Raw genomic sequence first — 13,885 nt, 5'->3', positions numbered from 1 at the left:
TTCGGACCTCTGGTCCGGATGACATGAGGTTGGGTCTTTTGTTTTAGGGGGCTATGGGCCACCTGACTGTAGTAGAATGGGCCACCTGACGGTGTGCCATCGCTACGCAAGCCGGCCCTTCGGGGCGGTTTGTGGTTAGCGCCGCAGGCCTCCCCAACCTCGCCAACTCCTGCGAAATACCCTCCCTACAGTTTACTACAGATAGATTTTACCCACTGCCTCAAAGCCGCGTACCCAAAATCACCCCAGTAGACCAATCGAGGTAGGTACAATCCAGCTTAGGGTGATCAATTAAAGTTTCAATCAACTTTGCCGCCTTTTCCGCGTGCCCCTCGGGCCAGTTAGCTTGTTCGTTCATATCGTCGGCAACGTAGAGTCCGCCGGGTGCCAGGAGGTCGATGGTTTCCTCCAAAAACCGGTATTTACCCGGCCAGGTGTCGGCAAAGATGAGGTCGAATTTGGGGCCGTCGTACTGTTGGATCCACGCATCCCCATCAACGGTCAAAATGGTGACGTCTGGGTTTTGTATCTCAGCGGAGACGATGTCCACCAGCTGAGTATCGTTATCCAGGCTGAGGATGGACGCGCCACCACGTAGGCCGTCGACCATCCAGGCAAGGGATAGGCCCATACCGGTCCCTAACTCCAGGATGTTACCACCAGGCTTGGAGGCGACCAGCGTCCGGAGGAGTTGTCCTTCGGGTAGAGCGGAGGGCATGGTAAAGCCATTTACTACGCAAAGAGTGGCCAGGCGGTTGTAGTGGGGTGGGGGGGGGGGGAGGGTTGCATTTAGTATAGGTACAAATCTCGCGCCTATGGTAGCTCGATAACTTGATTGAGTTGTCCGATGGTTAAAGGGTTGAATGTTAGGACCGCAGCCTCCCGCCACCCGTAGTAGAATAGGCTACCTGCCGCGGTGTGCCATCGCTACGCAAGCCGGCCCTTCGGGGCGGGTTGTGTTTAGCGCCGCAGGCCTCATCTTCTCCTATTCTCTACCTCTCTTGCGAAATATGTCTCGTAGAAATTTCAGCGAGCCTCAACCACTGTAGAATGGGCCACCTGACGGTGTGCCATCGCTAACCCAAGCCGGCCCTCCGGGGCGGAATGTGCCGCAGCGCCGCAGGCCTCCCCAACCTCACCTCCTCCTGCGAAATTTTATGTCGTTGAAGCCAATCCCAGGCAATAGCCCGACCGGAGGTCGCGCCTCCTATTCCCTCGCACCCGCGGCAGCGCCCAAATCAGGAATAGCGTTTTGTTACACCTATCCCTACCGAACCACCACCCGCTCAACCACCCCGCTACCCATAAACGATAGCGTATAAACCCCCGCCGGCACCGCCAAATCAAACGCTTGGGCGCCGCCGCCGGGGTGAACGTAGCGGGCCATTTCTCTGCCGAGGCCGTCCAGCAAAACGAGGGTCTGTGGGGCTTCGGCGGCTACGGTGACCCGACCATACGTAGGGTTGGGGAAGAGGCGCGTCGCCGCCGCCAGCCGGACCGTTTCCACGGGGCTGTGGGAGAAACTACCGTCCGCATCGATTTGCCGGAGGCGGTAGTAGGCGGTGCCGACCAGTGGGGCTGCATCCGTAAATGCGTATTCGGCGCGGGCTGGGTCGCCTTCGCTGGGTACGAAGCCGATATCCGTCCAATTGCTCTGGTCGTCGCGGCGCTCGATGTGGAAACCCAGGTTGTCGAACTCATCTTCGGTGATCCACTTTAGGCTTACGGATTTCGATGCCGCCCGGGCCGTAAAGGCCACCCAGGAAACGGGCAGCGCCATACAGGCGGATTCTACCTCGGGCACATCGTTACACCCGGCGGCGTTACTGACGATCGTCACGTCGTTCGTACTTACGCCGAGACGGTTACACACCGGTTCCGCGGCGCAATTTTCCAGGGCGGCATTAATACCGATTAATACGTCGCCGGTGATGTCGAAGGTGCCGATACCTTCCAGGCTCGGTAGAATCGCGTTGCCGAAGACCCTGAGTTCTCCCACGCTCGTGGGGCCAACGGCCGCCGAACCTCTTGCCGTAGTGGACGTAAACAGGGCTAATTCCGTCAGTTCGTCATTATCGTTTATTCCGAGTTGACCACCAAGGGTGGAGAGGTTTTGGAATCCCGCCAGACGCGTCACGCCCAGGTTGTCGATCGTTAGGTCACCCTCAATGGTGAACAGGTTGTCGAAATTATAATCGCTCACGAGTAAGGGTAAGTCGCGTAAAATCAAGTCGCCACCCACGGAGTCGAGCACCGGCATTTGTAATGAATTTAATTGCTCGTTATCGACGAATACCACACTTCCCGCTACCGCAGAAATTTGGGTAAAACCGACGTCGGTCAATTGCTCGTTGCCGGAGATCAGTAGCGTACCCCCGAGCGTTTGCAGATCGCCGATGCTGGAGAGATTACTGAGGGTGGTGCCACTGATGGTCAGGTCCAGTGGCAAGTCGGTGAAGCGATCGAGGCCGGCACCCGTCGCAACGTCCACACCGCTGACCGTCAGGTTGCCCTCGATCTCAGTGCAGTTGGGCCAGAAGTCCAGAAAGTCCTGAATTTCCGCGTCGGAGCTGAATAGTATATCTCCCGTTGGGCAGTCACCCCCGCAACGATCCGAGGCGTCGGGGCAAAAGCGGTCCGCGAAAAAGGTGGTTGATCCGCCCTCTGGCAGCCCGGAGTTATTGCTAAAATCAGGATTAATGGCGCAGAGGTCCGCGTAGCCGACTGGATAACAGCCCATTAGCGCGTTACCGCTCAGGTCGAGCGTGGTCAGTTGGGTGAATTCAGCAACGGCCACGGGCAATTCCCCACTCAAGTTATTGTTGGATAGATCAAGCCCGGTGACCAGTCCGTTGCCGTCCGTAGTTACGCCGTGCCAATTATCAAAATTGCAGGTCACAACCGTGCCCGCGGAGCTGAAACCCGTGGCCGTCGTCCAGTCTTTAAAACCAGTCGAGTAATATATCCGGAGCAGCGTTTCGTAATCCGGGTTAGTACATTTACACGCGTTATTCGGGTTGCTGATGAAGCTATTAAAATCTCTCAGGGCCGGGTTGCCGCTAAAGTCAGCCAGGCGCCGTGATCCGCTCGCCAAATTGGTGTAAGAATCGGGGTAGCAACCGACAAATTCATTGTCGTTAAACCTGATCGAGTTCGAAAAGAATACGTTGAGGTTACCGACGTATTCGGGCAGGAAGCCGGTAAAGCGGTTATTGGAAATATCTACTTCGTCCAGCTCGCTCAAATTGAATTGTTCGCCCAGGGTGTCGCGGATATTATTATCATTAAAATAAACCTCTTCGAGATTATCCAGTGAAGGCGGGAATACCGGGAAGCAACCCGATATGCCTGCTCTGGACATATCCAATTCTTCCAAACCAGTACCACCGTAAATCTTCAGCGTATCGGGTAGGGTGAGCGTTCCGTTGTGACGGTCCATGAGGTAACGTCTCAATTTCGTGGCATCCGCTAGAAATGGCGGTGATCCATCCTGGTTGCTTCGGTATTGGAAGGTAATTAATTCGGGTAAGCCAGTAAGTTCTGCCGGAATTCCTGGCGTAGTCATTCCAATGTTAATTGATATTGACTTTAGATTGGGAAGATTACTGAGCGTGGCGGGATAGTTGTCCCAGGCGGTGATGTTCGGTGCGCTAATCGTTACCGATTCTATGTTGGGGAGCCCAGATAGGTCAAACATCGTGCCACTCGCTCCGGCGCCAAATAAAGCAGGCGTATGTGCAAACAGGCTCAACTTAGTCCGGGTGGCGAGGCTTGAGGGTAGTTCCCCCGTAAGTCCACTATTCCTGACGGTGTAGCTTTCCAGACTATCCGCTTCCGCCGGGTCGGGAAATCCGCCGATCAGGTCACGCGTTTCATTTAATCGGAGGACGCGCAGGGAATCGGGCAGGGGGAGGTCGGGCAAACTCGTTAACCGGGTAAAGGCCAGGTTGATCTCCCGCAATTTCGGTAATTCATAAATTTCGTCCGGCACCGCCCCTTCCGTATTCGTAACGGACAGCCGGAAGAGTTGCAGCTCGGGCAACGCCGTCCAACCAGTAGCTGGCAAAACACCACCGATGGTTCTGCCTTCGAGGAAAATTTCGGTGACGTTGCCATCCCCGTCACAATCAAGACCCGCCCAACCGCACGGGTCGCAGGTGGGGTTGCCCCAGCCGGTCTGGTTACTCCAGTTTGGCCCGTCCAACGCCGCGTAGAGGTCCAATAAAAATTGGGTTTGCGCCGGGCAATCATCCAGACAGGCATCCTGCACCAGTTGCGTACTCGCGCAATCGCCCGTGTTATTGCTGATGGTCGTCGATCCGTTGCTACTCAGTTGATTGCAGACCGCGGTGACCGCGCAGTCCGTCAACACCGAATTATCCTGAATAATCAGTGTATTAAAAATAATCGTCTGGTCATCCCCGAATTGATTCAGGTTCGTCAGTGCGGAATTGTCCTCAATTTGTAGGGTACGGAGTGAATTAATTCCTTCCAACCCGCTGAGGTCCGTCAGTAAGGTGCCTTCGATCCTTAGCGTAAAATCTATCTCCTCCAGGGCGCTGAATCCGCTGATATCAGTGATGTCATTCGCGGCGCCGCCGAGCGTGAGGTTACCTAACTCCGTACAGTTCGGGTAGAGCGCAACGTGCAGATCCACGGCATCCTGATTTTCCAGTACGATAGTAAAATCCGGTGGGCACTGGGCGCTGACGCGGGTGCAGAGCAAAAGGAGGAAGCTGAAGTAGAAGTACCGCATGTGAAGTGGTTGAAGCTGTTGAAAGGACAAATTTCGATAGCGACGGTGAGCGGGTTCCTACCCAGTTGGGTAGTTTTGGAGACCCGACCTCTGGTCGGGTTGGGGAGCCCCGGTTTCGGACCTCTGGTCCGGACGACGTGACGTTGAATCTTCGTTTGTTTAAGGGTGTGCTGTCGGTCTCCCTTTCTCGCATAGTAGAATGGGCCACCTAACGGTGTGCCATCGCTACGCAGGCCGGCCCTTCGGGACGGGGTGTTGCGGAGCGCCGCAGGCCTCTTCTTCTCCTATACTCTACTTCTCCTGCGAAATAAGTTTCGTAGGAGACTTAAGCTGGTCTCAACCATTGTAGAATGGGCCACCTAACGGTGTGCCATCGCTACCCAAGCCGGCCCTCCGGGACGGGGTGTAACGCAGCGCGGCAGGCCTCCCCAACCTCACCAGCTCCTGCGAAAGTTTGCGTTGGTGAGTTCAAGCCTACGCGAAAGACCAACTGGAGTTCGCGCCTCCAATCCCATCTCCCAAATAATCACTATCATTCAGTAGATTTTCCTTGAACACCGATAACGAAACAAACCCTTGCAATGCATAATAAACACCACCGATCAGCCACCTACTTGCTGTTTATCGTAGCCCTTTGCCTCAACACCCTCGCCGCGCAGACGGAATTCGCCGGAACCGTAACTGACGAATCAGGGGAGCCGTTGGCCTACGCCACCGTCTACGTAAAATCCTCCACCTGTGGTACCCACACTGACGGGGACGGTCGGTTCAGATTCAAATGTGCGGATGACTTTGCCGGTACGGACTCCTTACTGATCTCCTTTGTCGGATACCAAACTGCGGGGGTGCCTTTGTCTGCGTACTTAGCGGGTCAGAATTATGCCTTGAGCCCGCAATCGTTCAGCCTCGGTATGGTGGAGGTCGTTGCCAACGAGCAGGTGGGCTTTGAAGATTACGAATTTAAATACAAGATTAAGAAGCCCTATTTCTACTACCAGAAAGACATCCAGACCAACTACGAGCTGGCGTCACGAATCGAGAATAAGGATGGGGTAGTGGGGACCTTGGCAAAACTAGAATTCACCGTAGGGCGTGTATCCAGACTGGAGACGCCCATTAGACTCAAATTTCAGGCAGTAGACGAGGACTGTAACTGTCCGGGCCAATTACTGAATACTCAGGATGTGGTGGTCAAGCTCAAGAAAGGCAAGAATAAAGTCGACCTGCGTGACTACCAAGTACCCATCTCTGACCAAGGCTTTTACGTAGTCTTCGAGTGGCTCCATCAATACAGCGAGGACCCTAATAAGCTGGACTTCAGTATTGGGATGATCCCATTCCGTTCCGAAGACCAATTATTGGGCAAAGTCGGTGACGGGGATTGGACGCTGGTTAAAAATGCTAAGAATGCCAGGGTACTCACGAAGGTGGTGGTTGAGCGGGTGGTTGAGTAGTTTTTGAGTTGATATGCTCATCGTCAACTGATAGAATGGGCCACCTAACGGTGTGCCATCGCTACGCAGGCCGGCCCTTCGGGACGGGGTGTGCCGCAGCGCCGCAGGCCTCTCATTCTCCTATACTCTACTTCTCCTGCGAAATAGATCTCGTAGGAATGTAAGCAGGCTTCAACTTCTGTAGAATGGGCCACCTGACGGTGTGCCATCGCTACGCAGGCCGGCCCTTCGGGACGGGGTGTGCCGCAGCGCCGCAGGCCTCCCCAACCTCTCCTGCTCCTGCGAAATAGGTTCCAAAGGAATTTAGGCAGGCTTCAACCATGGTAGTAGAATGGGCCACCTGACGGTGTGCCATCGCTACGCAGGCCGGCCCTTCGGGACGGGGTGTGCCGCAGCGCCGCAGGCCTCTCATTCTCCTATACTCTACTTCTCCTGCGAAATAGGTCTCGTAGGAATGCAAGCAGGCTTCAACTTCTGTAGAATTGGCCACCTAACGGTGTGCCATCGCTACTTATGCCGGCCCTTCGGGACGGATTGTAACGCAGCGCCGCAGGCCTCTCCAGCCTCTCCTGCTCCTGCGAAATTGTGCGTCGGTGAGGTCAACCCTCGGCAAATGCCCGTCCAGAGGTCGCGCCTCCAATCCCCTCGCAACAGCCCGGCCGGGAGCGCGTTCCCCATCTCCTCGCACCTGCGGCAGCGCCTCGTAGTAAGTCCCGCATGCAATCGAGGTGCTCAGCTGTAAATAAATCGGTTCCGGTGATGACCTTTTAGGAACACCGGACAGTACCAATAAAACCCTTGCCATGGTACGTCCGCACTATCTTCTGCTATTCCTTCTCCTTCCTTTTCTCGCCATCGCCTGTGCTGATGACGACGATGATGCTACGCCCGGTGGGAAAAACCTGCTCCCCGGTAGCACCGAAGCGGTTTGCGCGTTTGTGGGGGAAACGTCGTTTGCAACCCTGGAATCTTTCGGCTTTGACTTTAATGAGGGCACCGACCCGCTAGATTTTACCGGCACCTTTCTGATGGATCTGCTCGTACAGGAGACCAGCAATATCCCCGGAGACACGCGGGATGGGGATGGCTTCAATACCGCCCTCTTTACGTTTTCTGACTTAGAGCCGGCGAGTCGCTCTTTACGCTTTCGCTCCACGAATGAGGACGCGGAGACAACCGACACCTACTACACGACCAGTGGTGACGATTTTACCGTCGTTGCCCGCCTCACATATACGTTGGGCAGCGCTAACCCTACCCAATTGTACGCGATCTCCGGTACGCTTACCCCCGATGGTCTCCAAAATCCCCAATACGCCATCATCATTCTCGACGATGACGGAGATCCAGGCAACGTCTTACTTGACGTGGGCCTCGGCCGCCTGTTGATTGATGAGGACGGGTTGGCGGTGCGGCGGTAGCGATGGGCCACTTGGCGGTTTTTAGAATGGGCCACCTAACGGTGTGCCATCGCTACTCAAGCCGGCCCTTCGGGACGGGGTGTTGCGCGCCGCAGGCCTCTCTTTCTCCTATACTCTACCTCTCCTGCGAAATAAGTCTTGTAGGAATTTAGGCAGGCCCCCATTGTAGTAGAATGGGCCACCTAACGGTGTGCCATCGCTACTCAAGCCGGCCCTTCGGGACGGGTTGTAACGCAGCGCCGCAGGCCTCCCCAACCTCTCCAGCTCCTGCGAAAATTAGGGCAAAGAGGTAAACCCAAGGCAATAGCCCGACCAGAGGTCGCGCCTCCAAACGCCGCTACCACCAATACCGCCAAATCCGTACCTTCGCGCCCCCAATCAAACCACTACCGGACTACCCGACTACCATTATAAAATACTACCTGATGTTCCGCACCCACAACAACGGCCAACTACGACTCGCCGACGCCGGCAAATCCGTCACCCTCTCCGGGTGGGTACAGATCGGGCGCGACTTCGGTGGCCTCACCTTTGTGGACCTGCGCGACCGCTACGGCATCACCCAGATCGTTTTTGACCAGGACGACAACGCTGAACTCGCCGACCGCGCCCGGAAACTCGGCCGGGAATTCGTCATCCAGGTGAAGGGGATCGTACGGGAACGGACCAACAAAAACCCCAACCGGGCCACCGGCAACATCGAGATCATCGCCAGCGAAATGACGATCCTCAACAAGGCCAAAACGCCGCCCTTCACCATCGAGGACGATACCGACGGCGGCGACGAGCTCCGCATGCAGTACCGGTATCTGGACCTGCGGCGCCGACCCCTGCAGGACAACATCATCTTCCGTTCCAAACTGGCCCTGGCCGTACGGGCCTACCTCGGCCGGAAGGATTTCGTGGAAGTTGAAACGCCCTTCCTCATCAAGTCTACCCCGGAGGGAGCACGGGATTTCGTGGTGCCCAGCCGCCTCAACGAAGGTCAGTTCTACGCGCTACCGCAAAGCCCCCAGACTTTTAAGCAGTTGCTGATGGTGGCGGGTTACGACCGCTACTTCCAGATCGTCAAGTGTTTCCGCGACGAAGACCTCCGGGCCGACCGCCAGCCGGAATTCACCCAGATCGACTGCGAAATGGCATTCGTGGAGCAAGAGGACGTCCTCAATACCTTCGAGGGCCTCACCCGCCACCTGTTCCTGGAAATGAAGGGCATCAACCTGCCTGACTTCCCCCGGATGCAGTACGACGACGCGATCCGTCTCTACGGCTCCGATAAGCCCGACCTTCGGTTCGGGATGGAATTGGTGGAACTCAACGACGTCGCCCAGAACCAGGGCTTCAAGGTGTTCGACGCCGCCGAGCTCGTCGTCGGTATCCGCGTACCCGGTAAGGCTGGCCTCACTCGCAAGCAACTTGACAAGCTGACCGACTGGGTCAAGCGCCCCCAGATTGGTGCCAAAGGCCTCGTCTACGTAAAGTGTAACGAGGATGGTACTTACAAGTCCAGCGTAGACAAATTCTTCGACCAGGAGAAACTCGCCGCCTGGGCCGCCGCCACGGGCGCGCAGTCGGGTGACCTCATGCTCGTCATCTCCGGTGAGGACGAGAAGAGCCGCATCCAGATGGGTAACCTGCGCCTCCACGTTGCCGGTGAGTTCGACATGATCCCCGCCGATACATTCAAGCCCCTTTGGGTCGTCGACTTCCCCCTCCTCGAATGGGACGAGGACAGCGAGCGCTTCCACGCCATGCACCACCCCTTCACCAGCCCCAAAAAGGAAGAAGTAGAACGGATGCTCAACGGCGACCACGAGACCATGAAGGCCCTTAAGGCGGATGCCTACGACCTCGTCATTAACGGTGCCGAGATCGGTGGTGGTTCCGTCCGGATCTACGATCGGGCCCTCCAGGAAAAGAACTTCCAACTCCTCGGCTTCACCCCCGAAGAAGCGGAAGAGCAGTTCGGCTTCCTCATGGGCGCCTTCGAGTACGGTGCCCCTCCCCACGCCGGCATCGCCTTCGGTTTCGATCGCCTCTGCGCCGTCATGAACGGTCAAGCCTCCATCCGCGACTTCATCGCCTTCCCTAAAAACAACCAAGGCCGCGACGTGATGATCGACGCCCCCGCGCGGGTAGATGAGGAGCAATTGAAGGAGTTGAGTTTGGCGCTGAATCTTCAGGAGAAGTAGGACAGACGTTAGATTTTAGAAATTAGATTTTAGACGCGACCGCTCTAAAATCTAACGTCTAAAATCCGTTCCTCCTCCAATTACTCTGTACCCGCGACAGCGCCGTATGAGACTTTAGATTTTAGAAGAAAGATCCTAGACCGCCCCCCATCTAAGATCCAAAATCTAACGTCTAAAATCCCTAAATCTAGCGCCGTTTCACACCTTAGATATTGAAGAAAGATCCTAGACCGCCCCCCGTCTAAGATCTAAAATCTAACGTCTAAAGTCCCTTCAATCACCGTCTAACAACGGCTCTAACCACCACCCCATCAACCACCGGTACCGCCAAATAATACTGGCCCGCAGGTAAGTTGGAAAGGTCGAGCTGGGCCCGGTCATGCGCAACGTTGAAGGTCGTTACCGTGCGGCCGCTCAGATCCAACACCCGCAAGGGACGGGGCCCCGTGAGCAACGGAAACTCCACCGTAACCGCCCCCGAAGTAGCGGTGGGGTACAGCCGTACCGCGGTGTTTTCCACCACGGGCGCATCAAGGGCAACGGAGAGTTCGCGTTGGCCCGTCGCGAAGTTGGTGCCCCAACTGCCACCGTTGATGATGGCGCCGGGGTTGCCGTCCACCGTGATTTTATTGGCCATCAGGGGCTGGACGGCCAGAACCTCGGTGCCGTCGCCAGTCTCACCGTCAAAGAGGAGGAAGTCGTCCGCAACGCCGTAGTTGGGGTAACCGATGGCATCGTTGTTCCAGACCAGCGCGGTCTCTCCCTGCTCAATGTTGGCGGCGAGGACGGCGTAGGTCGTACTCGAGCCTGGGACGTTCACGCGATCAAAAGCAATTACGTAAGGAGAATTCTTGGCGAACGTAGGGTTGCCAATACTCGTCCCCTCCTCCAATTGGTCGTAGAGTTTGACGATGTCACCATCGCCAAAAGTGTCCGCATCTCCGTCCCAGGCGCGGAGGAAGTTGATGTCCCAAAAGGTCAGACCGTCGTCGAGTTGGCTGAGGGCGTCGTACATGAGGAACTCCCCGCCGGGCTCCCACTCCATCGCGTCGGGGTAAAGCACGTTGTCGGTACTGATGCCCTGCCCGAAGGTGGGGTTGGTAAGCACCATGGGAGCGAGATCGCCATTGGCGAGGGCGCCGACGTAAATGATGTTGTCCTGGTCGGTAGTCGTCAGCGCAATCAGACGACCGTCCTTGCTGATGGCTACATTGCGCCAAATGGTAGCCGGGGTGCCCTCCAGGAAGAAGAGCTCGTCGTTGACGAAGTCGTAGCCACGGATCTGGTTCTCATCGTCAATGAATAGCGCGAGCGTACCATCGTCGGTCACACTGGGTCGGCTGCCGGGCGCGACGGTAGCGAGTGGATTCGCCAGAATGTTACCGCCCTCGTCGGCGAGGTAGAGCGCGCTGCGGTCCGTATCCGTCAGTAAAATGAAGCGGTCGCCGGGGTTGACGCTGAGGTCATTTTCGTAGTCGCCACCCTGTTCCGGCGTGGTGCCGCCACCGCCGCCGGTATCTACCGGCCCACCGATGCCAACGTTGGCGAAGGCGGTGTTGGCGGCCAGTTCCGCGTCGGCCCCGTAGAGGTCGAGGGCGGCGCGGGCTACGGCGAGGCGGAGATCTATGAAGCGGCTGCTCCGCGTCAGGTAGGTCGTCATGGCGCGGTAGTAGACCTGGCCGGCGCGATCGTCGCCGATGCCCGCCGTAGTAGCGAAGTTGTAAAAGGCCCGGTTGGGAATGCCGCTGTTGACGTGAACACCTCCGTTGTCATTATCCCGGTCGTTGGGCAGGTTGACGTACTCGTCGGTGTGGGCCGGCTGCCAACCCCGGTCGCCAAATCGGTTGCCACCGTTGTTCGGGTCCTGCAGGTTACGCAGGGCGCCGGACGGGAAAACGGCGGGGTTGATGACGTCGTCCCCGAGCCGGAAGTCATTGGTCCGGTTCTCGATGAGGTAACCGAAAACGTCGGCGAGCGATTCGTTGATGGCGCCCGGCTGTAGCTCGTAAACGAGGTTGGCCGTAGCGGAGATCACGCCGTGCGTCATCTCGTGACCGGCTACGTCGAGGGCCTTCGGTAGGTCGCGGAAACCCTGGTCGCCGTTGCCGTAGAACATCGCCCGGCCACCCCAAAAGGCGTTGTCGAGCTGGGCGCCGTCCTCGTCATTGACATTGTAAAAGGAGTAAATGGAGCCTCCCTGGCCGTCGATAGAGTTACGGTTGAAATTCGTCCGGTAGTACTCATAGGCAATCCCGGCGTTGCTGTGCACGGAGGTGGCGTTGCGCGTCCAATCCCGGTTGTTCGCCGACGAACCGGTGGCCGGGTTAAAGCCGTCGTTCAGGGGGCTCTGGCCGGCGGCATCAAAGGTTTGGATGACGCCCTGGGCGTCCCCATTGGCGTCCGTGCGGGCCATCGGGCGGGCCAGATCGAAAAGAAAGAAACCACCGTCCTGGCTGAAGGTGTTTAGCGTCACCGTTTGTCCGTACAGGTTCTGGGCGGTGGCAGTTGTGGGCGGGAGCACGGCGTGCAGTCCGGCCGTCCCACAAATGTGGGAGTGTTCGTGAATCGTCGTTCCGTCGTGCGCATCCACATAGCGGGTGAGGTGGATACCCAGGTTGGGATGGAGTTCCAGTTCGTAAGCAAGCCTTGCAATATCGTCGTGATAGTAGACCACGAGTTCCGCCTCGATTTGAGGTTCGCCCACCCATTCCAGTTGCTGGCTACTGAGCTGGTGCCACGTACTGCCGAAGCTGATCTTAGCTTCGGTGATTACGGTTTCTACGGACAATCCGGGTGTTATCTGGAGGCCTTCCGGCGCGGGTTGCAGGCGGCCCATAAACAGGTCAAAACCTTGGCTATCCGTAGCGTGGAGGTAGGCGTCGGCGGGTTTGACGGGCAGTCCGCGGTAGAATTGTTGCAGGCGCACGTGGGTTTGTCCGAGCTCGTCGGTGAGTAGTTCGCCCGGCCGGATCTCGTCATCACCGGCGCGGAGCTGGAGGTCCTCGGCCAGCAGTTCGAGGTAGTCGAGGGCATCCTTGCGCGTCGGCGCTTTCGGTGCCAGGGCACGTGGTCGGCCGGTGGCGCGGATCACCCGTCCGGTTTCGTGGTCGGTCAGTAAGGTCAGTCCGGGTGTTTTGGGGAGTTGGCCGGCCCGAAGACGATCCGTCTGGAACCGGAACTTGGCCTGCCCGGTTTGAGCGCGGAGTCGTTGTAGCCATTCTCCGTCCCGGAGTTCAAGGCGACTCGGCACTGGCCCATTATGGCTGGCGGCGCCGAGCTCTTTGAAGATGTCGCCGTCGGTTTGGGCGCTCAGTCCGAAGGAAACGATGAGTAAGCAAAAAGTCAGGGTGTGGGAGAGACGAAAGGACACGGTAGTAAAATTTTGTTGCCGGCGATTTCCGGCGAAGTAAGCGAGTAGGAGAGGGTTTAGGAGGCCCGCAAGCGGCGTACGGCCGCCATCAATTCCTGGTAAAGTTGCCGGGCCGGGTTGGCCTCACCGTCGGCGCCGGCGGCCCACTGGATGGTCTCCGCGGTACCGTTGCGGTGGCGGGTCAGGCTGGCCGTCAGGTTGCCCGGTTCTCCGGTCTTGCTGAAATCCAATTCCTCCAGCGCAGCGCGCACGACCCGCAGTTCTTTCCCCTTCAATTTGCCGAGGGGCTGCAATTCACCACTGGCCGGGTCGTCGAAAAGAATCCGGCCACCCTCGTTGGGTAGCAGCAGGTAGGTCTTCCCCCCACCAGTAAATCCACCCTGGCTCCCGAAACTCAGGTAGTCAGCGGGCAACGAGGCCTTGGTGTACGATTTGGCGCTGCCGCAGGTGCAAAGCCAGAGGGCAAGAAGGAGCAAAGGGTACTTTGCTAGGGACGTGAGCTTCATGTTGGTAAAGTTACTTCTTGACGGGGACGTTAGATTTTAGAAGTTGGATTTTAGAGCGCGCCTGTCCTAAACCAAATACGTTGACACCAATGCATCGAAATGTCAACAAAAAATCGGAAGATCCGTCCCACCAAGCGCTACGGCGAGTGCTTCAAACGAGCCCGCGTCAAAGATTTTGAGGAGGGC

Annotated in this window: 7 protein-coding genes; 3 read left to right on the top strand and 4 right to left on the bottom strand. The window is 57.2% G+C overall.

The features are described from left to right. Positions 1 to 220 precede the first annotated feature (220 nt). A complete protein-coding gene (locus tag A3850_RS17100; RefSeq protein WP_082921935.1) occupies positions 221 to 718 on the bottom strand; it encodes an O-methyltransferase in 498 nt (165 codons plus the stop codon). Positions 719 to 1,267: 549 nt separating this feature from the next. Further along, positions 1,268 to 4,756, bottom strand: coding sequence for a hypothetical protein (locus A3850_RS17095; protein ID WP_068219955.1), 3,489 nt, complete (start codon positions 4,754 to 4,756; stop codon positions 1,268 to 1,270). Positions 4,757 to 5,337: 581 nt separating this feature from the next. Between A3850_RS17095 and A3850_RS17090 the strand changes: the two genes are divergently transcribed. The 3 genes from A3850_RS17090 to aspS all read left to right on the top strand — a co-directional run bounded on the left by A3850_RS17090 (position 5,338) and on the right by aspS (position 9,823). Continuing rightward, positions 5,338 to 6,210, top strand: coding sequence for a carboxypeptidase-like regulatory domain-containing protein (locus A3850_RS17090; protein WP_068219952.1), 873 nt, complete (start codon positions 5,338 to 5,340; stop codon positions 6,208 to 6,210). 803 nt (positions 6,211 to 7,013) lie between these two features. Then, positions 7,014 to 7,631, top strand: coding sequence for a hypothetical protein (locus tag A3850_RS17085; protein ID WP_068219950.1), 618 nt, complete (start codon positions 7,014 to 7,016; stop codon positions 7,629 to 7,631). Positions 7,632 to 8,056: 425 nt separating this feature from the next. Further along, positions 8,057 to 9,823 (top strand): aspartate--tRNA ligase, encoded by a 1,767-nt coding sequence (aspS, locus tag A3850_RS17080; RefSeq protein ID WP_068219947.1) that lies wholly within the window; start codon positions 8,057 to 8,059, stop codon positions 9,821 to 9,823. Between the two features lie 277 nt (positions 9,824 to 10,100). Here aspS and A3850_RS17075 read toward each other — a convergent pair whose 3' ends face one another. Then, the gene (locus A3850_RS17075; protein WP_068219944.1) at positions 10,101 to 13,193 is read right to left on the bottom strand and encodes a M4 family metallopeptidase; all 3,093 of its coding nucleotides are present in this window, start codon (positions 13,191 to 13,193) and stop codon (positions 10,101 to 10,103) included. A 56-nt stretch (positions 13,194 to 13,249) separates the two neighbouring features. Then, a complete protein-coding gene (locus A3850_RS17070; RefSeq protein WP_068219941.1) occupies positions 13,250 to 13,699 on the bottom strand; it encodes a hypothetical protein in 450 nt (149 codons plus the stop codon). Between the last annotated feature and the right edge of the window lie 186 nt (positions 13,700 to 13,885).

Origin of the sequence: Lewinella sp. 4G2 (genome assembly GCF_001625015.1) — a bacterium.
GTDB lineage: Bacteria > Bacteroidota > Bacteroidia > Chitinophagales > Saprospiraceae > Neolewinella.
Note: the sequence above shows the minus strand (reverse complement) of the source record. Positions and strands in the feature narration are given on the sequence as shown.

What these genes read in the sequence shown, in the direction of transcription:
- A3850_RS17085 (WP_068219950.1), top strand. Translation starts at nt 7,014, where the DNA reads ATGGTACGTCCGCACTATCTTCTGCTATTCCTTCTCCTTCCTTTTCTC.
- A3850_RS17095 (WP_068219955.1), bottom strand. Translation starts at nt 4,756, where the DNA reads ATGCGGTACTTCTACTTCAGCTTCCTCCTTTTGCTCTGCACCCGCGTC.
- aspS (WP_068219947.1), top strand. Translation starts at nt 8,057, where the DNA reads ATGTTCCGCACCCACAACAACGGCCAACTACGACTCGCCGACGCCGGC.
- A3850_RS17090 (WP_068219952.1), top strand. Translation starts at nt 5,338, where the DNA reads ATGCATAATAAACACCACCGATCAGCCACCTACTTGCTGTTTATCGTA.
- A3850_RS17070 (WP_068219941.1), bottom strand. Translation starts at nt 13,699, where the DNA reads ATGAAGCTCACGTCCCTAGCAAAGTACCCTTTGCTCCTTCTTGCCCTC.
- A3850_RS17100 (WP_082921935.1), bottom strand. Translation starts at nt 718, where the DNA reads ATGCCCTCCGCTCTACCCGAAGGACAACTCCTCCGGACGCTGGTCGCC.